At 33.5% G+C, this 21,047-nt stretch carries 21 protein-coding genes, 1 tRNA gene and 1 pseudogene; 16 read left to right on the top strand and 7 right to left on the bottom strand.

Features of this window, described 5'->3' with window-relative positions; genetic code table 11:
• The 5 genes from KHA98_RS21255 to KHA98_RS21270 all read left to right on the top strand — a co-directional run.
• A partial coding sequence (locus KHA98_RS21255) for an RHS repeat domain-containing protein (RefSeq protein WP_213260003.1) occupies positions 1-2,308 on the top strand: 2,308 nt, incomplete at its 5' end.
• A 206-nt stretch (positions 2,309-2,514) separates the two neighbouring features.
• Complete coding sequence (locus tag KHA98_RS21260; protein WP_213260004.1) at positions 2,515-3,225, top strand: leucine-rich repeat domain-containing protein; 711 nt, start codon at positions 2,515-2,517, stop codon at positions 3,223-3,225.
• Positions 3,226-4,158: 933 nt separating this feature from the next.
• On the top strand, positions 4,159-4,365 hold the full coding sequence (locus KHA98_RS22950) for a hypothetical protein (RefSeq protein ID WP_246522467.1): 207 nt from the start codon (positions 4,159-4,161) through the stop codon (positions 4,363-4,365).
• Positions 4,366-4,809, top strand: coding sequence for a hypothetical protein (locus KHA98_RS21265; RefSeq protein ID WP_246522469.1), 444 nt, complete (start codon positions 4,366-4,368; stop codon positions 4,807-4,809).
• 479 nt (positions 4,810-5,288) lie between these two features.
• Complete coding sequence (locus KHA98_RS21270) at positions 5,289-5,678, top strand: recombinase family protein (protein ID WP_317192587.1); 390 nt, start codon at positions 5,289-5,291, stop codon at positions 5,676-5,678.
• Between the two features lie 32 nt (positions 5,679-5,710).
• On the opposite strand, the gene KHA98_RS21275 is transcribed toward KHA98_RS21270, so the two are convergent.
• Both KHA98_RS21275 and KHA98_RS21280 read right to left on the bottom strand, forming a co-directional pair.
• A complete protein-coding gene (locus tag KHA98_RS21275) occupies positions 5,711-5,926 on the bottom strand; it encodes a hypothetical protein (RefSeq protein WP_213260006.1) in 216 nt (71 codons plus the stop codon).
• Positions 5,916-6,245, bottom strand: coding sequence for a hypothetical protein (locus tag KHA98_RS21280; RefSeq protein ID WP_213260007.1), 330 nt, complete (start codon positions 6,243-6,245; stop codon positions 5,916-5,918). Before KHA98_RS21280 ends, KHA98_RS21275 begins: the two co-directional genes overlap by 11 nt.
• Positions 6,246-6,985: 740 nt before the next feature.
• Here KHA98_RS21280 and KHA98_RS21285 point away from each other — a divergent pair.
• From KHA98_RS21285 to KHA98_RS21295, 3 genes are all read left to right on the top strand, one after another.
• Positions 6,986-8,737 carry an alkaline phosphatase D family protein gene (locus KHA98_RS21285; protein ID WP_213260008.1) on the top strand — a complete coding sequence of 584 codons (1,752 nt, stop codon included), beginning with the start codon at positions 6,986-6,988 and terminating at the stop codon, positions 8,735-8,737.
• A 607-nt stretch (positions 8,738-9,344) separates the two neighbouring features.
• Entirely contained in the window at positions 9,345-10,262 is a 918-nt protein-coding gene (locus tag KHA98_RS21290; RefSeq protein ID WP_213260009.1) for an alpha/beta fold hydrolase, read from the top strand.
• A 455-nt stretch (positions 10,263-10,717) separates the two neighbouring features.
• On the top strand, positions 10,718-11,236 hold the full coding sequence (locus tag KHA98_RS21295; protein ID WP_213260010.1) for a RidA family protein: 519 nt from the start codon (positions 10,718-10,720) through the stop codon (positions 11,234-11,236).
• Between the two features lie 542 nt (positions 11,237-11,778).
• Here KHA98_RS21295 and KHA98_RS21300 read toward each other — a convergent pair.
• The 5 genes and pseudogenes from KHA98_RS21300 to KHA98_RS21320 all read right to left on the bottom strand — a co-directional run bounded on the left by KHA98_RS21300 (position 11,779) and on the right by KHA98_RS21320 (position 14,698).
• Positions 11,779-11,859: transfer RNA gene (locus tag KHA98_RS21300), tRNA-Tyr, on the bottom strand.
• Positions 11,860-12,344: 485 nt separating this feature from the next.
• Positions 12,345-12,731 (bottom strand): annotated as a pseudogene (locus tag KHA98_RS21305) (peroxiredoxin family protein); the annotation flags it as partial.
• An 18-nt stretch (positions 12,732-12,749) separates the two neighbouring features.
• Positions 12,750-13,511 (bottom strand): DUF4369 domain-containing protein, encoded by a 762-nt coding sequence (locus tag KHA98_RS21310; protein ID WP_213260011.1) that lies wholly within the window; start codon positions 13,509-13,511, stop codon positions 12,750-12,752.
• A gap of 258 nt (positions 13,512-13,769) precedes the next feature.
• Positions 13,770-14,210: a KTSC domain-containing protein gene (locus KHA98_RS21315; protein WP_099708339.1), complete on the bottom strand. Its 441-nt coding sequence runs from the start codon at positions 14,208-14,210 to the stop codon at positions 13,770-13,772.
• Positions 14,211-14,446: 236 nt separating this feature from the next.
• Positions 14,447-14,698, bottom strand: a complete 252-nt coding sequence (locus KHA98_RS21320) for a hypothetical protein (RefSeq protein WP_213260012.1) — start codon at positions 14,696-14,698, stop codon at positions 14,447-14,449.
• Between the two features lie 86 nt (positions 14,699-14,784).
• Between KHA98_RS21320 and KHA98_RS21325 the strand changes: the two genes are divergently transcribed.
• From KHA98_RS21325 to KHA98_RS21360, 8 genes are all read left to right on the top strand, one after another.
• Positions 14,785-15,327 carry a hypothetical protein gene (locus KHA98_RS21325; RefSeq protein ID WP_213260013.1) on the top strand — a complete coding sequence of 181 codons (543 nt, stop codon included), beginning with the start codon at positions 14,785-14,787 and terminating at the stop codon, positions 15,325-15,327.
• Complete coding sequence (locus tag KHA98_RS21330) at positions 15,327-15,476, top strand: hypothetical protein (protein WP_213260014.1); 150 nt, start codon at positions 15,327-15,329, stop codon at positions 15,474-15,476. Before KHA98_RS21325 ends, KHA98_RS21330 begins: the two co-directional genes overlap by 1 nt.
• A gap of 78 nt (positions 15,477-15,554) precedes the next feature.
• Positions 15,555-15,788 carry a hypothetical protein gene (locus tag KHA98_RS21335; protein ID WP_213260015.1) on the top strand — a complete coding sequence of 78 codons (234 nt, stop codon included), beginning with the start codon at positions 15,555-15,557 and terminating at the stop codon, positions 15,786-15,788.
• Complete coding sequence (locus tag KHA98_RS21340; protein WP_246522471.1) at positions 15,760-16,158, top strand: YchJ family protein; 399 nt, start codon at positions 15,760-15,762, stop codon at positions 16,156-16,158. Before KHA98_RS21335 ends, KHA98_RS21340 begins: the two co-directional genes overlap by 29 nt.
• Positions 16,159-16,264: 106 nt before the next feature.
• A complete protein-coding gene (locus tag KHA98_RS21345) occupies positions 16,265-17,383 on the top strand; it encodes a vWA domain-containing protein (protein ID WP_213260016.1) in 1,119 nt (372 codons plus the stop codon).
• A 280-nt stretch (positions 17,384-17,663) separates the two neighbouring features.
• The gene (locus KHA98_RS21350; RefSeq protein ID WP_213260017.1) at positions 17,664-19,127 is read left to right on the top strand and encodes an AAA family ATPase; all 1,464 of its coding nucleotides are present in this window, start codon (positions 17,664-17,666) and stop codon (positions 19,125-19,127) included.
• Between the two features lie 133 nt (positions 19,128-19,260).
• Entirely contained in the window at positions 19,261-19,701 is a 441-nt protein-coding gene (locus KHA98_RS21355) for a MarR family winged helix-turn-helix transcriptional regulator (protein WP_213260018.1), read from the top strand.
• A 1-nt stretch (position 19,702) separates the two neighbouring features.
• Entirely contained in the window at positions 19,703-21,022 is a 1,320-nt protein-coding gene (locus tag KHA98_RS21360) for a serine hydrolase (protein WP_213260019.1), read from the top strand.
• Positions 21,023-21,047 lie beyond the last annotated feature (25 nt).

The raw sequence follows: 21,047 nt of genomic DNA on the forward strand, positions 1-21,047 counted from the left end.
AACCATAAACGGGGTTGCTTTCAGGTACAGCACCCTGGCATGGCCAATATCTGATTATCATGTGCTGAGTGTAAACTATTATGACGATTATAATTTTCCTGATGCCCCGGTGATTCCATCTGCCGTAGCAGACGGGACTCAGCCAGTTTTTTACAATACCACTACAAAACCAATTGGTCTTGCAACAGGAAACTGGAACAGGGTTGCCGAGGCCAGTACCGCTTATCGATACGAACACACCTATACCCTTTATGATGCCAAAGCAAGGCCGGTTCGCTCTTACACCAAAAATTTCCTGGGTGGGTACACCTGTACAGACAGTAAACTCGATGCTTTCTCGGGTCAGCTCAACTCAAGCATCACCACTCATAGCAGGATTCAGGGCGGAGCCGAGATCAAAACAACCGAAGTTTTCACTTATTCTGCCCAGGACAGACTCCTTACCCAGACCCATCAAATAGGAGCCGCAGCCCCAGAACTTGTACTTAGCAATACCTATGATGAACTCGGGCAGCTTATTTCCAAAAAAGTAGGCAATAACAGTCAGAACATCAATTACACCTATAATGTCCGAGGCTGGCTTACAGGCATCAATGATGTTGCCGCGCTTGCAAAAGCCGGAGACCCAAAAGATTTGTTTGCCTTTAAGATCAATTACAATACTCCGAACCAGGGTATCAGCGGAGCAGATCCTCTATACAACGGAAACATTGCAGAGACCCAGTGGGCAACCAACTCCGATAATGGAATCCTCAGGGCTTACGGTTACCGCTATGATAAATTAAACCGATTAACAGATGCTGTTTATAAAAAAGGTGGTGTTTTAAACAACTACAACGAGAGCATGACTTATGATAAAAATGGAAATATTATCAATCTGACACGTAACGGAAGCACTAATGATAATTCCCAAACTCAAATAGATAATCTGACCTATGCTTATAAGGACAGCAATAACAGCAATCAGTTGATGAAAGTCACAGATGCAGTTGCTAATAATGCAAGCTTTTTGAATGAGTTTAAAGACAGCGCATCAAATGCTGCAGATGATTTTGATTACGACCTAAACGGTAATATGATCAAAGACAACAACAAAAACATCACTCAGATTGTTTATAACCAATTAAACCTGCCAACAAAAATAACCTTTGCCGCTACAGGAAATATTGTCTACCTTTATAATGCGGCAGGACAAAAAGTACAAAAAACAGTAAACAGATCCGGAGCTCCAGTAGTAACAACAGATTATCTGCAAGGGTATCAGTATGAAACCATCAGCGGTACAAGTACACTGAAATTTCTTCCAATGGCCGAAGGATATATAGAACCTGCAGGAAGCTCTTACAATTACATCTACCAATACAAGGATCATCTGGGCAATATTCGTCTTAGCTACGACAAGACCCTTGCCATAAAGGAAGAAAGCAATTATTATCCTTTTGGTTTGAAACAGGAAGGTTATAATACCGTGAAAATTGGGGCAGAGAATAAGTATAAATACAATGGCAAGGAGCTTCAAGACGAGATGGGGCTTGGGGTTTACGACTATGGGGCACGTAATTATGACCCAGCACTTGGTCGCTGGATGAATATAGATCCTTTAGCGGAGAAAATGCGTAGACATAGTCCATATAATTATGCATTTAATAATCCTATTAGATTCATTGATCCTGATGGAATGGCTCCGAATGACTGGATAAATTGGACAGGTTCAAATGGACAGCAGCATATAACTTATGATGCTGATGTTAAAACAAAAGAACAAGCCGAGGCTAAAGGATATGGCAACGTAAAACAAGTTTTTGCTTCTGGAGTTGCACATACAGCAGATTATAGTACTATTGTTGAATTCGCATCGGATGGTAATTTCGTTGTAAATAATAGTGGAAAGATGGACGTTGATGACGTTAGTTTAACCACTGATAATGGAACTTACATTTCTGAAAATAAAAGTATAATGGATTCTTTAGGAGAGCATGGACCAGGAGCGCTTCAAGATGTAGGTGATGGTATGACTTTAGCAGCCGTACCAGTAGCAGCTACAGGATTTGGTGCGCCGCTTGCTGCTGGAATGGCAGAAGTTGGGGGTTTTGTTTCGGTAGTAGGTACAGGTTTAGAAATTGTAAATGATGTTGCTGAAGGTGAATTTTCTATGGAAAAAACTATAACAAAAGGAGTAATTGAAGGTGCATCAAGAAAATTAGGTGGTTCAAGTGTGTTTGGTCCAACAGAACAAATAGTAAATGATAATCTTTTTAACGGATTAGATAAATCCATAGATGTAGTTAGGGATCAAAATAAAAAATAAAATAATTAGATATATTATGATGTACATATATTACATTGTTGGAATAGCATTCATAATTTACACTTTAGTAGATTTTAAGAAAAAACCAAATGATAATGCTTTCAACAGATATTATAATTCCAAATATTATAGAATAGTAATTTTTGTAATATTTGCAATCATAGCATTAATAATATCGTTATTTACTAAAGGAAATTAAAAAAGATATGAGGCTTAAATATATATATCCATTATTGATGGTGATTTTTACATGGAATTTAAATGCACAAAAAATTAAATTTAAGGATGAAAATTTAAAAATAGCATTATTAGAGTTAGGTTATGATGTCAATAAAGATAATGAAATCCAAATTACTGAGATAGATACTATAAGTAAGCTGAAGATTTCAAATAGAAATATAAAAAGCTTAGATGATTTAGTGCATTTCAAAAAACTAAAGACAGTGAATGCAATGAAAAATCAAGTTTTAAACTTAGATGTATTTTTTAACAATTCAACTATTGAAGAAATTTATGTAGGAGAAAATATGTTAGGAAAGAAACTGGTAATAAAAAATATGCCAAAATTAAAAGGACTTTATGCCTTTAGAAACGGGTTAAATGAACTGGTTTTGATTAACACTAATAATATCGAGTCATTGTATCTGCAAGGTAATATATTTGAAAAGATTATTTTGGATGAACTTCCGAAACTAAAAACTGTACAACTGTCCGAAAATGGTAATTTAAAGATTATAGATGTCAAAAGGAATGTTGAATTAGTTCAGCTATATCTTAATTCTACTAAAATTGATAAGTTAGATATTTCTAATAATCCTCTATTGAAAACACTTTACATTGATAATGGGGTTAGTTTATTAAAATCAGAAAAACAGAGCAACTTTAAACCTATGCAAAGTATTAAAGTAACAAATTAGTGGATTGATGATAAAAAGTAAACAAATTTAAGGGTGCATTATTGCACCCTTACCCGATCGCTCGGATATACGCAACGATAGCGCGGAAATTCTTTTCGTGCCCTCAAAGTAAATCGACAAAGGATATAAAAAAAGACCCCCCCGTCAATCGGTGGTTTTTTTTATGTTTTAAACTTTTGTAAATGTGCCCGCTCTCCGAAGAGTTCAACTGAAAAGATGCGCAAATGTCTCTAGACTGCATTTTTTTGCCTCTACTGAAATTAACTATAGTAATATTAAAGAAATATTATGTAATGATGTACCGCCATGTGTTCACATGTCTATGATTATACGGTAGGAAGATTGATCGATAAGCTTTTGTTTTGTATTTAATAGTAAAACACATTTCCAACCCGACAGGTTTCCAAAACCTGTCGGGTTTATTGTTTATACATATATAAGTATCGTTTTGTCCGTCTGAGCGAAGTCGAAGCCTTTATAGATTTAAAGATCTATAATGATATTGGTAGTAATAAGGAGCTTTCTCCCGCTATCCGCTTCAATCTTTTTGTTTTGAACCTGTTTTTACTGGGAAGGTTTGGCAAAATTACAAATCAGTATTCACGACCCCACCCCCTCCCTGCATCGGCTATTTCAATATCAAATCCCATGATTTGATAGGTTAAATTACCTCCCCGTAATATAGAATTGTACACATATTCCACCAGTTACCATTCATGCTTTAAACGAAAATTCGATAAATTTTGAAATCTCAGAGAATCGTGTCTCACTTTGAAACAGATATTTGCCAGACCAAAAAAATATTTTTCAAAAAAAGTGTCAAAAAGCTTCACTTTTCAAAGTTTGTTAGTATTTACTTAGTAGATGCTTGATTAATCCCCTTGTATGGACTTCCTGTATCTAACAATAACGAGATACTAATCAACGAACAAAATGAAATATGAGAATTTAAAGAAATTTATAATAAGCACAAAAGCAAGCAAAAGCACTATCTACCGATTCTACAAGAAGAATGAAGACCTATTTTCTGAAACTAAAAAACCAAACGGAAAACGATTATTTCCGAGTGACCACGCCAGATACTTTGACAGTGAAATCATGTTTGATGAGAACAAAGTACTAAGACAAGAAAACCAATAGATGAGAAACCTAATTGATTGTCTTGCAGACAAAGAGAGTCTACAACATACTTTCTGGCAGATGGACTGGAGTTTCTTCTTTACGGTAGCTTACAAAGCGGAGCGCAACAAGAACAGCTGTTTTAAGCAGATGCACGGATTTTATAATTATCTGAATAAAAAGTATCAGGATTCAACGGAACTGCGCGTGTTCTTTACGACAGAATCATTCACCAACAGAAGCGGTCACCACAATCATTTCGTTATCCATATCGGAAATAAAAAGCTCCACGAGCAGATTGTGACCGACATTCAGCAGTACTTCAACTACGACAGAACTGATGTGAGCATCTATGACCGATACAAAGCTGGACTCTTCTACATGAGCAAAGAAAAGCTGAACGGAGAAGACTGGGATTTTATCAGCAACACTGCCAACACCAAAGAAGATGAGAGTCAGGCTTAAGTTTTCCCAGCTCAAACGTGTTCTAACGACCGAACCGCTCAAACTGCCAATCAGTTTTAAAAGAGAAGATTTTACAGATAAAGAGTTTTCAGAGTTTACACGATTGATACAATCCAAAGAACGAGGCTAACAACCTCGTTTTTTTGTTCTCTGAAACGACCCAAAAAGCTGTGAGCCCAGGAAATCCAGGATTTTTCTAGGATATTCCAAAATAGACCTGGACTTTTGGAGTGTAATAAATCACAAACGCTCGTTTAAGAAATTATATAAAATCAAAATATCATGAAAAAGGGCATTGCGTATTACAGGGTTAGTTGAAAAATTCAATTTGAAAGTGGCTTAGGTTTATCTGCTCAAAAAAGCTCAGTTGAAAAATATGTATCTGGTCAAGATGGGATTATTTTGAACAAATATACAGAGATTGAGACAGGAACAAACAAACGTAACCGTGTCGAGATTCACAAAGCGATTCAACAGCAGTGTTGGTTATAGCTAAATTAGACCGCTTAGCAAGGCAAGTGAACTTTGTAAGCTCTTTGATGGATTCAGGAATTGAGTTTTTGGCGGTTGACATGCCGTCAGCCAATAACTTCACCATCCATATTTTTTCGGCACTAGCCGAGCAAGAAGTCAAGCTTATAAGTTCCAGAACTAAGGTTGCGTTAGCTGAACTAAAAAAGAAAAATATCAAACTTGGCAATCCTAAAAAACTAACTAACGAGGCAAGGGCTAAAGGTCTTCAAGCTATCAAAGATAACGCATTGAATAATGACAGGAATCGTCAAGCTCAATCTATTATTGTTAGTTATAAAGAAAAAGGTTTGAGCTACCGTAAAATAGCTGATTGTCTTTGCTCTCTCAACATTTGAATTTGATGATCCTGGCCAGGTTTGTTCTCCTGTCATATCGCCACAAAAGTAATATCCTGACTGTAGATTGCTTTTAATCCATTGTAAGTACCAATTATTGCGGTATTGGCATCGGCCTCTGTTTTATAAAAATTTATAGGCGAAATAAATGATTTAGGATTTTCTTCCAGAAAATCATTTGAACAACTGCTAAAGCCAGTAATTAAGATCGATAAAGCTGTAATAATTAAAAAATTATTAGTTTTCATTAAATTTTCCGTCACTATTCGTGTCTTTATATCGTCTGTCTCCAACATTACTGTTTGGCTGTCCCATTGCTTTTCCTGCATCAACTTCTGCTTGATTTTGAAATAAACCATCCGTAACATATCCGTAGAATGATCCAACTGGCTCACCAACTCTCAGGATTCCTGTGTTTGTAATTTGCTTACTGGAACTTCTGGATCCTACTACTTTTTCATATTCTCCACCTAAATCAAGTACCTCATTTTTGTTGAAAGTAATATTGAAAGCTGTTTTGTATTTAAATTCACCATCAAGATTTACTGTGTTTAAAGCATGTTTCAAGCCGTACTAGCACTTGGTATTTTCCTAAGAAAAACGAAAGTCAAATCTAGTTCCTTTCGTATTTTTTATGTAATGATATGTTATCCTTAACTTGTTAAATGTTAGCCTAAGGGAATGCAAAGGGGAGAAAAGGCATAGGATTTTCAAGATTCGTTACTTTTAAAAGTAAAAACTATTAAAACCAAAAACTATGATGACCTTAATTGCTATATTTTTTCCCGTACTGTCTTTTTTGCTGAGAGTAAAACTGTTGACCGATTTGGTATGCCTTATTCTTTATATACCCTAATCGGGTGGGTTTCTGCATTCAGTTGGGCTGTGATTACATTATTAAAGTTTTCTAAAGGATAAATAAGCTTTTCAAATTACTCGGCTCTCATGTACAATGTTGCTTTTATATAGAGGTAGTAATTCAAATGTAATTGTTTTTTTACTCTGTAATGCAAATCTGGACAGGACAGTGATCTGTGAACTAAAGTTTCACGATTAATGAAATAATTATGCTTGCAGATATTTCTAGGGGAGAACCGTAAAGTTTCTTTGCCTTCTTACTTAATATGAAAAAAACAATACTCTCCTTAATGGACCGATAGAGTAAATAAAATAAAATTTAAAAGTTACCAATCAGATTGATAATTTATTATAGGGAATGGATTGTTAATATTAATGTAAGGTAATTTTAAAAATACCATAACCTGAGTTGTACTATTAAATTGTTGTTTTGGCATAAAATTTTATTTATGGAAAATAACAATGATTTAGGCAGAAGAAGGTTTCTTAAAAATTCTTTATTGGCTGCCGGAGGAGTTTTCATTGCCCCACTTATTGAAAGTTGCAGTGACGATGATAAAACCGATAACAGCGGTGCACCGATTGGAATGAAAAATGAAGGATTTGAGACAGGAGTAGCCAGTTTTGACCCCACTGAAACAGGAGTGATTATCTGGACAAGATATTCAGCCGGGTCAGATGCTGAAATTACATGGGAGATCAGTAAGGATGCTTCATTTTCTGAAGTAACAAGAAAAGGGCAGGTCTTGGCATCTTCTGCTAATGATTTTACTATAGCGGTGGATGTTCAGAATATTACTTCCAATACAAAATATTATTATAGATTTTATAATGCCAAAACCAAACAAGTAACGCTAACTGGAGAAACACGCACGCTGCCGAGTAAAACAGATATTGTAAATGATGTAAGAATGGCCGTTGTTTCCTGTTCTAATTTTCCGGCAGGACTTTTTAATGTATATGGAGCAATTGCTGCTTCAGATGCTGATGTAGTCGTGCATCTTGGAGATTATATTTACGAATATGCGCCGGGACAGTATGGCACAAATCCCTTTACCAATCCACTGGGCAGAGAACATAAACCAGCAAGGGAGATAACAAGCCTTAGCGATTACAGAGAACGATACAGACAATATAGAGGAGATAAAAATCTTCAGCTTCTTCATCAGAAAAAACCTTTTATATGCGTTTGGGATGACCATGAATTTGCCAACGATACCTATAAATCGGGCGCGGAAAACCATCAGTCATCAGAAGGAGATTTTCAGATGAGAAAAATGGCCGCTTTTCAAGCCTACAGCGAATATATTCCGCTTAAAACAGGAAAAGATCTTAGAATCTACAGAAGTTTTAATTTCGGTACTATTCTTTCTCTTTATATGATGGACACAAGAGTTATTGCGAGAGATAAGCAGATGAGTTATTCCGATTATATTGATAATGGCGGAAATTTTGACCAGATAAAATTTAAGACAGATTTGTTAAGCACCGGCAGAAAATTAATAGGAAACGAACAAATGACCTGGCTTGGATCACAGATCAATGCAGATAATGCGAAATGGAAGGTATTAGGCCAACAAATTCTGATGACAAAAATGCTGATACCTGCAGAGCTGCTGCTGCTTTTGAATCAGGTTTTAGCAGAAGTGGATCATTTTGGAAGTGCACAACCGGCGACCATGCAAGCTCTAATTAGTGCAATCTCTGCACTTGTTGTTATTAAAATGAGACATAAACAAAGTGATCCTTCTTTAACAGCTCAGGAAATAGCAAGAGTTACGACGACTTTGCCATATAATCTGGATGCGTGGGATGGTTATTTTGCTGAAAGAGAACAATTATATGCGATGCTTTCTGGAAAAAATGTTGTAGTGCTGGCTGGAGATACTCATAATGCATGGATGGGTAAACTTACCGATATGCAGGGAAAACATATAGGAACTGAAATAGCATGCAGTTCTGTTTCTTCACCAGGGCTGGAAGCTTATCTTGGAATTACTTCAGACCCTTCAAAAGCGATAGAACTAGCCCAGGCATTTACGGTACTGATAGATGATTTAGAATATGCAAATTTGTATAAGCGCGGATATACTTATCTAAAATTCACAGCAACTGGCGCTGAAGCTGAATGGCGATTTGTAGACAGTATAACAACTGAAACGATCAGCATTATTACAGAAAAAAAATATGCTATAGCATAATATAGTGTGCTAGTCTTTATTTGGCACCGCTTGAGAATAATTCTTAGGTAATGCAAAAAAATAAATTACAATTATAAATTAAATCGGGCAGGAGTAATCTTGTTCCGATTTTTTTATGCGCGTGGTTTACATCTCATTTTTTGATTCTCGAAAATAGCTTACCTAATTCCCCTCTCCAAGGATTTTAAAAGCTTTGGATGAAATATCTTAAAAAAACGCCTTAACTTTTTGTAGCAAAAAAGGTGTCAAGTACAACGAGGAAATACTAACAAGAAGTGAAGTAAAAATTAAAGTAGTTTTTTTCTAACTCAGTCTTCACTTTTTGTTTGCATTTCCAAGATGCGACAGAACCTACTTTATTATAAATAGAATAGTTTAATTTATTCTTTCTTTTCAATACTTCCTCAAAAATATTTCCACAAGTGAGTTAATTTTTTTATTGCTCTAAAAATTATAAATCTGATTTAGGATATAAAATTACGATATGTCGTAAAAAATATAATTGGTTATTTTTTTTAAATACCTGATAATAAGTATTTTAAAAACAAGGTATACTGTTTGCTTTTTGGTCTCTGAAATAGATAAATAGTAACTTTAAATTTTAAAGATGAAAACAAATTTGAAAACAATCGTAACAACAAGTGTGGCAATGCTTTTATTGGCAACAGCAACAGTTTTTTCCCAAAGCCAAAGAAAACCTGCAAGTTTAGGAAGAGAAGAATTTATTGAAGTAGAAAAAAATGTAAAACTGCACGTGACTGATTTAGGTGCTGGAAAAGCGGTGATTCTGATTCACGGATGGCCGTTAAGCGATGCGATGTATGATTTTCAATACGCAGAATTGATTCAGAAAGGATACCGTGTTATTGGAATTACGTTAAGAGGTTTTGGGCTTTCTGATAAACCTGGTGGAACTTATAACTATGATGTTTATGCTGATGACATTAAAGTAATTTTAGACAAACTAAAAATAGAAAATGCCACAATCGGCGGATTTTCAATGGGAGGAGCAACTGTGATACATTATGTAGCCAAATACAGTGGAGCTCACGTTTCAAAACTGGCTTTGTTTGGTGCCGCCGCTCCAATATGGACTAAAAGACCTGACTTTAATTTTGGATTGTGGACTAAAGATGATGTAAACGGTTTAATAGCTTTAAATAATACCAACAGACCGCAATTATTTGAAAATTTTGGAAAAATATTCCCTGCGAGTGAAACCAGTGTGTCTCCGGGATTGGGAGCTTGGTTAGGAGGTATACAAGCACAGTCATCACCATATGCTACAGCAGAATCGTTGAAAACGCTTCGTGATACGGACTTGAGAGAGGATTTGAAAAAAATAAAAATTCCAACACTTATACTACATGGTAAGCTAGACAAAATCTGTTCTTATGAATTGGCACAGCAAATGCATACTTTATTAACCAATTCAATTTTAGTTTCTTTTGAAAAAAGCGGTCACGCTTTATTCATTGAAGAACTTCCAAAATTTAATGCAGAATTGATCAAATTCATTCAATAATTATTCATTGTGAGTGGCTTTATTTTCAGTGCTAAAAAATTTGGTAGCGTTTCAGATTATGTGGTTTTACAAAATAGCAATTTAACTAACTTAAAAAGAATATGAATTTATAATTTTTGAATAATCAATGGGACAACCTGTTGGTTTTCTCTTCTATTTTTAATGTTTTAAAAAATCTTAAAATGCTTTTGTTGTACCGTAGTGTATCAAATTAGGTCATGAAAATAAACAGCCGTCTGACTATGTTTATAATGCATATAAAATAATACTAATCATGATAATTTTGTTTGTCAAAGAAGGCTTAGGCATATAAAAAATAGTAAAGTAAGTACCTTAACTTTTCATGGTAAAAAAAGTAGTTGCTCCAATCTTTGGTGTATCATATCTGAAAGGGATATAAAATAATAAAAGGAATGCCGAAACCTTAATAAAGTAGGCGCAATAAAATAATCGTTATGAAAACAATATTAAAAAAAGTAAAATTAATGTCAATATGTATTGGATTGGCATTTACAATTCAAAGTTGTGGTGAAAAGAAAAATGAATTAGAAGATCAAACTAAAAATAAATCAATTATAGTAGATGAAAAGCCGGAGTATTTTTTACTGCGTCCGAAGGTCGAAAAGGCTTATGGTTATTCACATGCAGTAAAAATAGGCAATATGATCAAGATTTCAGGAGCTGTAAGTTTTGACGATGAAGGAAAGCCTACAGCAAAAGGCGATTTAGCCCAACAAATGAAAAATTGCTATGCGGATTTGGATAAAATACTAAAACATTATGACTGCACATTTGATGATGTAATTATGGAAAATATCTTCACAACCAACATGCCTTTATTTCTTGAAATCTCAGGATACAGAAAAGAAATCTACAAGAAAAATTTTCCAACAGGGTCGTGGCTTGGTGTAAAAGCATTAGCATTTCCTGAATTAATGATAGAAATAGAATTGGAAGTTTATAAGCCACAATAACTTTCAGAAGTTATTTTGAATTAAAAGAGCACCACTTAGTTATTTCCTGCTGCTCTATTCCTTTTTCATTTCCAGAGTAAAGAACGCTACTCCAATGTTGGATGTACTAACAAAAAGTGAAGTAAAAATTAAAGTAGTTTTTTTAACTCAGTCTTCACTATTTGTTGGTATATCCACTATGGAACTGTTTGTTTATTTCCAAACATTTATTCTTAGCTTAACAGACTTTTTTGAGTTATATTATTCTGTTTTTTTTTAAATTTATTAATATTTTTTCGATTATTCATAAATTTAATTTTTGGTGTGTCTCAGATGTCAAGTCTTTTCAAAACGCCTTAGCATTTTGTTGCACAAAAGGTAGCAACTCCAACAGCAATATGCCACGAATGTGCCACAGAAATTTTGTGCGTTTTTAAAAGATCTGAAAACTGCAGTAAAACAAAAAAGCCTGCGAATCTTACGATTTGCAGGCTTTACCACGTTTTTTATGGGTTTTTGAAAAGATTGAAAAACTTTCGTTTTAGTATCTTTTACCCTTTTTGTGGGGAGAGCAGGATTCGAACCTGCGAAGTTCACACAGCAGATTTACAGTCTGCCCTCGTTGGCCGCTTGAGTATCTCCCCGATCTCAGCTTGTTGTGCTATGTTGTTCTTAGCGGTGGCAAAGATAGGAACTCTTTCTACATTTCCAAACAAAAAAATGACTTAATTTTAAGTTATTTTAAAGTTATTTTTTAATTCGTTGGAATTGAATAAAATAAAAATCTATTTGATAGAAATATTTTTTCGCTTTTTTATAAAAATAAGATTATTCTTATGTATGAATTTGGATTTTTGCTTTCAAAATAGTCTTCGAAAATTCGTCATTCATTGTTTTTATTGCTGTTTTGAAGTAAGTGTTAAATGAAAAAATCTATTTACAATTACTTAATAATTTGCTTGGCATAATTTTAAATATCAATAGAGTTTAAAAAGATTTTCATAAGGGGTGTTTTTAGATCGTATTTTAATCTTTATAAGGAGAAGGTTCATTTTTAAATTTAGGCACTGTATAAAACAAAAAAAATCTCCACTAGGGAGATTTTTTTGTTTTATATTGAAACCTGCTATTATTTAGCTAGGAGTTCCAGTATTTTTGCTCTCAATTCTGGACCTCTTAAGTCCTGAGCAACTACTTTTCCTGATGCATCAAGAATAAAAGTTGCAGGAATTGATTCTACATTATATTGTTTTGCAATTGGCTCGTCCCAAAATTTTAAATTTGAAACTTGTGTCCATGCTAAACCATCTTTTGCGATAGCCTCTTTCCATGCACCAGCTTCTTTATCTAAAGAAACTCCAACTATATTTAATCCTTTTGAGTGTAGCTCTTTGTAAATAGCTACAACGTTAGGGTTTTCCTTTCTGCATGGTCCACACCATGAAGCCCAAAAATCAACAATAGTTACTTTTCCTAAACTTTCTTTAAGAGAAACTACTTTTCCTTCTGGATTAGGAGCTGAAAAATCTGCTCTTCAGTTAGGGCTACCAACAGGAGCTGCTGACGCACCTACTGCAGGCATTTTTGCTTGACCAATTTTTGTTTTAGTTTCTTTACCAGGAGTAGTGTTTTTTAAAGACTCATCTAATGAGTTATAAATACTTTCTACTTTTTTAGCATCAGCACTTGGATCTTCAGACATACCTTTAACGATCAATACAGAGATGAAAGATTTTGGGTGAGTCTCAGCGTAAGTAACATATGATTTTTTAGATTTTTCCTGAACTTCAGTTTGTAGCGTCATGAATTGTTTCATCAAGCTATTGATAACTGCAGTATCCTGAGCTTGTTGAGCTTGTTGCATTTTTTGAGTATTTTTTTTCTGAAAATCAATCAAGCCTTTTTGAGTTTTTGTTAGCTCATCTTGAAATTTAGTAAACTCTTCGTTGTTGTAAGTTCCTGTAACTTTAGATTTATGAATACTATCTTTATCAATTGCGATATTGATTTCTCCACTTTCTAAGATAAATTGAAGAGGACCTCTTGCATCCTGAAGAATTAAGCTGTGGAAAGCTGGCTCAGTTACTTTTCCTTTTATTTCAAATTTTCCGTTTTCAACTTTTACTGTATCAAGAGCAACAACCATTTTTGTTGTTGGATCCTGACCTTGAAGAATGATCGTTTTACCATTTTCGATTCCTGTAGCAGTTCCGGTAATTAAGTATTCTCCGTCTTTAACTTTGCTGCAAGAAATAATAGCCGCAGTAGCTGTAAGTAAAAAAAATATTTTTTTCATTATAAATATTAATTAGTTAATTGATTTGTGCAACAAAAGTATCTAAAATTATAAAACTTACAGAATTTTGTAACCTAAAATTTTGTTATTGTTTTTAGCGATTTAAAGCCTTTATTTACAAGGGTTTTGGCTGTTTAGGTTCTTTAAAAACTATTAAAACTGTTTTTATTTTAACTTAATACAAACGATTTCGCAATAATTAGGCATAAAAAAAGCACCCCGTTACCAAGGTGCTTGTAGCTTTAATTGAGTATAAATTTACTCTTGATTTGTTTTCTTTCTCCAAGTAAAAGAATTCAAAATATGTCTTTTTGCAAATCTTCCTGGTGAATCAGCGTTTACCATTTTTACGTAAGTTGCTTTAGGAACACTTATGTATTCGTAAACACTTCCGTTAGAAAAATCAATAATTAAACGACCTTCAACAAATTTATAATCAGTAATTGATGAAGTAGCGATAGTTTCAGTGTATTCAGGTAAGTTAGCTTTAATTGTTTCAGGATTAATACTTACTAAAAAGTGGTAAGCCTCAATGATTGCTTTACTTTTTTCTTCTGCTGCTTTCAAACCAGCATCATCACCTTGAAATTTATCAGGATGAGATTCTTTCATCGCATTACGATAAATGGTTTTCAAATCTTTTAATTCTGCAGTTTTGTCTACGTTTAGTAACTTGCGGTATTCAACTATTTTTTTCATAAATAAAAATGTAACTTATTGTCTATTAGTTTGAAATGAATGTTTTTTACTTCAAATCGACAAATTTTTTGCAAAGGTACACTTTTTTTTAACTTTTTACTTTTCATATAAAAAATATTCAATAAATATGTTGAATATTGGTAGTTATGAGTTAAAAGTCATGAGTTAAAAGTTAGATGTTATGCGCAAAGGTTAACCTGAAACCTGAAACCTGAAACCTGAAACCTGAAACAAAACTATTTCTGTTCCGGTTTATAATTTGCCTTATCAAAGTTTTTAGATTTCTTCGGATATTTATCGTAGCTGATATCGCTTGGGTTTTCGATTACAGATTTAATTGTAATCATATCTCCAACCTGAAAATTAGTACTTGCAATTTTATAATCTAAAAGAATTTCACCACAAAAATAATTGTTGTTTTCATCTTTTTCTATGATGCCGGTATAAACTCCTTTTTTCAGCATTTTTTCGTGTGCTCCTTTAGACATGATCTTTATATTTAAAATTGAAGTTGCAAAGTTAAGCAATTAATGTTTGGTTTAGGGAGTTCCAGACAATCTGAGTATATTTGCACATGCAGAAGAATTACAAGCCACACCCAAATTCGTTTAAAAATACATTTTGTGTTTTTCATGAAGTACTTTCAAATGAAATAGAAGGTTTAAAAAAACAATTTGAAAGCAAGGCAGGAAGTACCTATTATTATACAGAGAAAGGAATGTATCGTGTCTCTAATCATTGGGGCAGACTAGCCAATAGCAAATGGCGTTTAATTGCTCGTGAACCCGAAACAGAATCAAAAACTAAAATTGGTTTTGCAGCCTGGAGCGAATTTTATCCTGATAATGCCGAAGAGAAACTATATTATATAGAAGCCGATTTTGGTAAAAATCTTGCCACATATCAACATAAAAATAATCCGGAATATGATAAAAAAGCAATCTTAAGAACAAGTTTTGAAACGGCAAAAAGACTAAAACAAATCAGGAATTTGCAGCAATTAACTTCCTGGGCAAAGTATTTTGATTATAAAGATATTAATGAGTTGAGGAAGCAAATTATCAGCGAATTGATTTTTACAGAAAGAACATTGGAAGAAATTAAAAGAGAAATATAATGGGACGCAATAACGAAAGAAACATCAAGAAGTACAATGATAAGTTGCACAAAGCCCAGGCAAAAGCAAAGCAAGCCGAGATTTCACGCAAAGAAAAACTCAAAGAAATTGTAAAAAAGTTTAACGAAAGTAAAAACGAAGAGGAATAATAATGGTTTCAAGTTTCATGTTTCACGTTCCAAGTTGAACCTGAAACCTGAAACTTTGAACTTGAAACAAATAAAAATATGAATAGTAAATTCGAAGAATTAAAAGCCAGCGTACAAGAAATTATTGATTTGATTGCTGCTAAAAATGAAAGAGAAGCAAATAATAAATTATTGGAAGTAAGCGAAACATTAGACGAAATGATTGATTTTGCTGAAGAAGATGAAGAAGTGAGAGAAATTACACGTTATCAGGTTTTATTGAATCAGCTTCATGTAAAGATTAATGGAGAAGAACCAGTTGATGGAGAGTAATAAATGCTTTTGCGATACAGGTTTAGATTTTGAAAATTGCTGTAATTTATATTTAAGCGGAAATCAAAAAGCACCTTCTGCTTTGGCTTTAATGCGTTCCAGATATTCCGCCTATGCGACACACAATGCAGATTATCTTTTAGAAACAACTTATATTTCTGAAAGACAATTTTATGCGAAAGCTGAAATTCTAAAATGGGCCGTGAGTAATAAATGGCAAAAGTTAGAAATTCTAAGTTTTACGGAAGATACAGTTGAATTTAAAGCTTATTTTTTAGATTCAAATAATAAACCTCAAATACATTATGAATTTTCTACTTTTAAATTCGAAAATAATGCTTGGTATTATTTGGATGGAAAGTTTGAATAATCATCAAATCTAACACTGTTAGTAGTTGATTTTGATTGAATATTTTAACTAAAAATTAATAATGGATTCTATTTTCATAATTCTAAAATAACGTAATTTTAGAATTATGAAAAACGAATTTAAAAAAGGTTTTTATTTTAAGTCGTACGAAGCCCCATTTCAGTCTCCGTTTGAAAAACTTTTTGGCATTTTCAAAGAGCTTATCACCCATACTTCGGGCGATTTTGATGAAGCAATTAGTTGGCTTCGGGAGTTAGACATAGAATATAAACTGACTGATGAGAACTACACTATCGATGATTTTATCGAAGATTTAAAAAAGAAAGGTTACATAAAAGACGAAGTTAAACCTGATGGTTCAAACGGTTTAGGTATAACAGCAAAAACAGAGCGCGCTATTCGTCAGCAGGCTTTAGACCAGATTTTTGGAAACTTAAAGCGATCGGGAAGCGGAAATCATAAAACAAAACATGCCGGAAACGGAGATGAACATACCGGAGAATTCCGCGAATTTAATTTTGGTGACGGATTAGAGCGTATTTCTTTGACAGAAAGTCTTCGAAATGCCCAAATCAATAACGGTGTAGAAAGTTTTATGTTGACTGAAAATGATTTGGTTGTTGAAGAAACCCAATACAAAGCACAAATGAGTACGGTTCTGATGATTGATATCAGCCACAGTATGATTTTGTATGGAGAAGACCGAATCACTCCGGCAAAGAAAGTTGCGATGGCACTTGCCGAATTAATCACAACCCGTTATCCAAAAGATACGCTGGATATTTTGGTTTTTGGTAATGATGCGTGGACGATTCCAATTAAAGATTTACCTTATTTACAAGTTGGGCCTTATCATACCAATACAGTGGCCGGACTTCAGTTGGCGATGGATATTTTGAGAAGAAAACGAAATACCAACAAACAGATTTTCATGATTACAGATGGAAAGCCGAGTTGTGTTCGTGAACGTGATGGTTCGTATTATATGAACAGTAACGGACTTGATGAATATATTGTAGATAAATGTTATACTCAGGCACAGCAAGCCAGAAAATTACATATTCCGATTACCACTTTTATGATCGCAAACGATCCGTATTTACAGCGATTTGTGAATCATTTTACAGAAGCTAATCAGGGGAAAGCATTTTATACCGGCTTAAAAGGTTTGGGTGAAATGATTTTTGAAGATTATGAAACGAATAGAAAAAAACGTGTTCGGTAAAGGTTCTAAGTTGCTAAGGTTCTGAGGAGCTGAGGTTTCGTTGTGTCTAAATATATTCTGATAAACCCAACGTATATCGTAGAGACGCACTGCAGTGCGTCTACGCAAAGTAAACGTTCAGAGAGTAAATTGACAAAGGTTTCTCCTGATTATAATAAATGCAATTCATATAGAGACGCACTGCAGTGCATCTACACAAAGTAATAAAGGTTTTAAGATAAAAAATAAAATACATTGAATTTTTGAATCATTTAATCTTTCAATTTTTTAAATATAAAACATGGAAATAAATACTATAAAAACATTAGGTCAGTTAAAAGCCGCAGGATATAAAAGTACCAGTATTAAAGACGAATTACGAAATAATTTAAGAGAAAAAATTAAGTCAGGAAAACCAGTTTTTGAAGGTGTTCATGGTTTTGAGAATACTGTAATTCCAGAATTAGAGCGCGCGATTCTTTCGCGTCATAATATTAATTTACTAGGACTACGCGGACAGGCGAAAACACGTTTGGCCCGTAAAATGGTAGAACTTTTAGATGAATATATTCCCTATGTTTCTGATTCCGAAATTAATGATGATCCGTTAAATCCGATTTCACGTTTTGCTAAGGATTTAATCGCCGAAAAAGGAGATGAAACACCAATTTCATGGTTACACAGAAACGATCGTTTCTTTGAGAAATTAGCCACTCCGGATGTTACCGTTGCCGATTTAATAGGAGATGTTGATCCTATAAAGGCCGCAAATTTAAAACTTTCTTATGCAGATGATCGCGTAATTCATTTCGGAATGATTCCGAGAGCTAATCGCTGTATTTTTGTAATCAATGAGTTGCCAGATTTACAAGCAAGAATTCAGGTGGCATTGTTTAATATTTTGCAGGAAGGCGATATTCAGATTCGTGGTTTTAAATTGAGAATGCCGTTGGATATGCAATTCATTTTTACAGCAAATCCGGAAGATTATACCAATAGAGGTAGTATTGTAACGCCTTTGAAAGATAGAATTGGTTCGCAAATTTTAACCCATTATCCTGAAAGCGTAGAAATTGCCAGAACGATTACACAGCAGGAAGCAAAGCTGGATGATAATCAAAGTAATCTTGTTTATGTGCCGGATTTAGCGAGAGATATTCTGGAGCAAATAAGTTTTGAAGCCCGCGAAAGTGAATACATTGACAATAAAAGCGGTGTAAGTGCCAGAATGAGTATTACAGCGCTGGAAAATTTAATTAGTACAGCAGAACGCAGAGCCTTAAAATCCGGAGCGGATAAAACTGTTTTAAGATTGTCTGATTTTATTGGAATAATTCCTGCGATAACCGGAAAAGTAGAATTGGTTTATGAAGGAGAGCAGGAGGGAGCTGCCGCAGTTGCCCAATATTTAATAGGTTCTGCCATAAGAACTTTATTTCCGGCTCATTTTCCGAAGATTGAAAAACTTGAAAAACCGGGAGAAAAAACGCCTTACTCAGATTTAATAGAATGGTTTTTTGCAGAAAGCGGTTTCGAATTATTAGACGATGCTTCGGATGCTGATTATAAAAGTATTTTAGATGAAGTTGCACCTTTAGAAGAATTACTTAAAAAATATCAGCCGCATTTAGATAAAAAGGATTTGTACTTTATGAAAGAATTTATTTTATGGGCTTTGGTAGAATACAAGAAATTAAGCAAAGACCGATTTGCAACCGGACATCAGTTTAAAGATATGTACGGAAGTTATATCAGTAAATTGTAATAGTTGCGATATAGATTTAAACCCGACCGTTTTTAAATAAACGGTCGGGTTTTTTTGTGGTATTTTGAAAACGGATTATTATTTATTTTTATTTAATTGATATATCAACTATGTTTGTATCAAATAAAAGAGTATGAAACTAGAGAATCCTACAGGAACGGCACTTTATTCTATTGAAAAAGCTATTAAAGAATATAGAAAACTGGCACAGAAAAATATTTCTAAAATTGTGAAAGATATTACAGTAGATCAATGTCTGGTGTTAATTATACTAAATGATAATCGAGATATTTCTCAAAATGAGTTAGCCAATCTTGTTTTTAAAGACAATGCTTCAATAACAAGAATGATTGAATTGATAGTTAAAAAAGAATATCTAACAAGAACAATTCACTCTGAAGATCGCAGAAAATTTAATCTTGAAATTACTGAAAAAGGTATAAAAATGCTTGAACTTATTGAGCCAATTATTAAGAAAAACAGACAAATAGCACTTAATGGGTTATCATTAGAAGAAATTCTGGTACTAGACAAAACACTCCAAAAAATAATTAGTAATTGTAAAAATAATTAAGATGAAATCAAAAATAACTCTAATTGTATTATTGATTTTTGCTTTTGGATATTCTCAAAAAGAACTGAGCAGAAAATTAGAACAATACATGGATGCACAGTTTGCTATTAATGATTTTAGTGGTACAGTACTGGTTACTAAAAATGATTCGGTTCTCTTGAAAAAAGCATATGGTTTGGCTGACTACGAATGGAAAGTAAAAAACACAATAGATTCCAAATTCAGTTTAGCTTCGGTTTCTAAGCAATTTACGGCTGTGGCTATTTTGCAATTAGCAGAAAAAGGAAAACTTTCGCTGGATGATTCCTTAAATAAATATTTCAGCGATTTTCCAAATGGAGAAAAAATAACCTTAAAGATGATGTTAACACATAATGCCGGTTTTCAAATGGATTTTGATGAGTTGTATTTGACTAAAACAGATTTGGATAAAGATTCGGTATATAATTACATAAAGAAAAAAGAGCTATTGTTTGAACCGGGTAAAAACACATCTTATAGTAATATTGGGTATTACTTACTAAGTCAGATTATTGAGAAAGTTTCCGGACAAACCTATTCAGCTTATGTAAAAATAAATTTGTTTGATAAAGCTAAAATGTACAATTCAGGCGTTACAACAAATGATGGTATTGTGGATAAAATGGCCAAAGCGTATTATTTTGACAAGAATAAATTAGTGAAAAATCCATACATCAACTGGCATTTTAATATTGGCCATGATGGCATTTATTCTACTGTTGAAGATTTAAACTTGTGGAACAAAGCGCTTTTTAATAGTCAGATTTTAATATCAGAAGAAGCAAAGAAAAAAATGTTTACCTCCTATAACGATCAAAATTTTGGTTTAGGTGTTTTAGTTAATCCATTCTACAATCAGAATCATCAACTGATTGCGCACGATGGAGGCTTTTTTGGCTCAATGACGTCATTTAATAAATTTACTAAAGAAAATATTTTCATTACAGTTTTATCCAATAATCAGTCAAAATCGTATTATATCGCTTATGGTCTTGCCGGAATATGTTTTAATAAAGAAGTGGAGCTTCCATACCACCACATTCAAATAGTAACAGATTCTAAACTGTACAATGACTATGCTGGAGAATATGAAAATATTACCATTTTAAAGAAGGATAATAAACTCTATTATCAGGATTATGATATTGAATTGTTGCCGGAATCTAAAACCAAATTTTTTCGCTCAGATAATAACAATACAACAATTGAATTTGTTAGAAGTAAAAAAGGAAAAGTAACAATGCTTGAAATAAAAAAGGCAGGAATAAAAGAGGCTAAAAACAAAACTAAAGGAGTTTAAACACTATTTTTGTGGTCAAAATTTA

This window comes from Flavobacterium branchiicola, from assembly GCF_018383905.1.
Lineage (GTDB): Bacteria > Bacteroidota > Bacteroidia > Flavobacteriales > Flavobacteriaceae > Flavobacterium > Flavobacterium branchiicola.

What these genes read in the sequence shown, in the direction of transcription:
- KHA98_RS21260 (WP_213260004.1), top strand. Translation starts at nt 2,515, where the DNA reads ATGAGGCTTAAATATATATATCCATTATTGATGGTGATTTTTACATGG.
- KHA98_RS22950 (WP_246522467.1), top strand. Translation starts at nt 4,159, where the DNA reads ATGAAATATGAGAATTTAAAGAAATTTATAATAAGCACAAAAGCAAGC.
- KHA98_RS21265 (WP_246522469.1), top strand. Translation starts at nt 4,366, where the DNA reads ATGAGAAACCTAATTGATTGTCTTGCAGACAAAGAGAGTCTACAACAT.
- KHA98_RS21275 (WP_213260006.1), bottom strand. Translation starts at nt 5,926, where the DNA reads ATGAAAACTAATAATTTTTTAATTATTACAGCTTTATCGATCTTAATT.
- KHA98_RS21285 (WP_213260008.1), top strand. Translation starts at nt 6,986, where the DNA reads ATGGAAAATAACAATGATTTAGGCAGAAGAAGGTTTCTTAAAAATTCT.
- KHA98_RS21290 (WP_213260009.1), top strand. Translation starts at nt 9,345, where the DNA reads ATGAAAACAAATTTGAAAACAATCGTAACAACAAGTGTGGCAATGCTT.
- KHA98_RS21295 (WP_213260010.1), top strand. Translation starts at nt 10,718, where the DNA reads ATGAAAACAATATTAAAAAAAGTAAAATTAATGTCAATATGTATTGGA.
- KHA98_RS21310 (WP_213260011.1), bottom strand. Translation starts at nt 13,511, where the DNA reads ATGAAAAAAATATTTTTTTTACTTACAGCTACTGCGGCTATTATTTCT.
- KHA98_RS21315 (WP_099708339.1), bottom strand. Translation starts at nt 14,210, where the DNA reads ATGAAAAAAATAGTTGAATACCGCAAGTTACTAAACGTAGACAAAACT.
- KHA98_RS21320 (WP_213260012.1), bottom strand. Translation starts at nt 14,698, where the DNA reads ATGTCTAAAGGAGCACACGAAAAAATGCTGAAAAAAGGAGTTTATACC.
- KHA98_RS21325 (WP_213260013.1), top strand. Translation starts at nt 14,785, where the DNA reads ATGCAGAAGAATTACAAGCCACACCCAAATTCGTTTAAAAATACATTT.
- KHA98_RS21330 (WP_213260014.1), top strand. Translation starts at nt 15,327, where the DNA reads ATGGGACGCAATAACGAAAGAAACATCAAGAAGTACAATGATAAGTTG.
- KHA98_RS21335 (WP_213260015.1), top strand. Translation starts at nt 15,555, where the DNA reads ATGAATAGTAAATTCGAAGAATTAAAAGCCAGCGTACAAGAAATTATT.
- KHA98_RS21340 (WP_246522471.1), top strand. Translation starts at nt 15,760, where the DNA reads ATGGAGAAGAACCAGTTGATGGAGAGTAATAAATGCTTTTGCGATACA.
- KHA98_RS21345 (WP_213260016.1), top strand. Translation starts at nt 16,265, where the DNA reads ATGAAAAACGAATTTAAAAAAGGTTTTTATTTTAAGTCGTACGAAGCC.
- KHA98_RS21350 (WP_213260017.1), top strand. Translation starts at nt 17,664, where the DNA reads ATGGAAATAAATACTATAAAAACATTAGGTCAGTTAAAAGCCGCAGGA.
- KHA98_RS21355 (WP_213260018.1), top strand. Translation starts at nt 19,261, where the DNA reads ATGAAACTAGAGAATCCTACAGGAACGGCACTTTATTCTATTGAAAAA.
- KHA98_RS21360 (WP_213260019.1), top strand. Translation starts at nt 19,703, where the DNA reads ATGAAATCAAAAATAACTCTAATTGTATTATTGATTTTTGCTTTTGGA.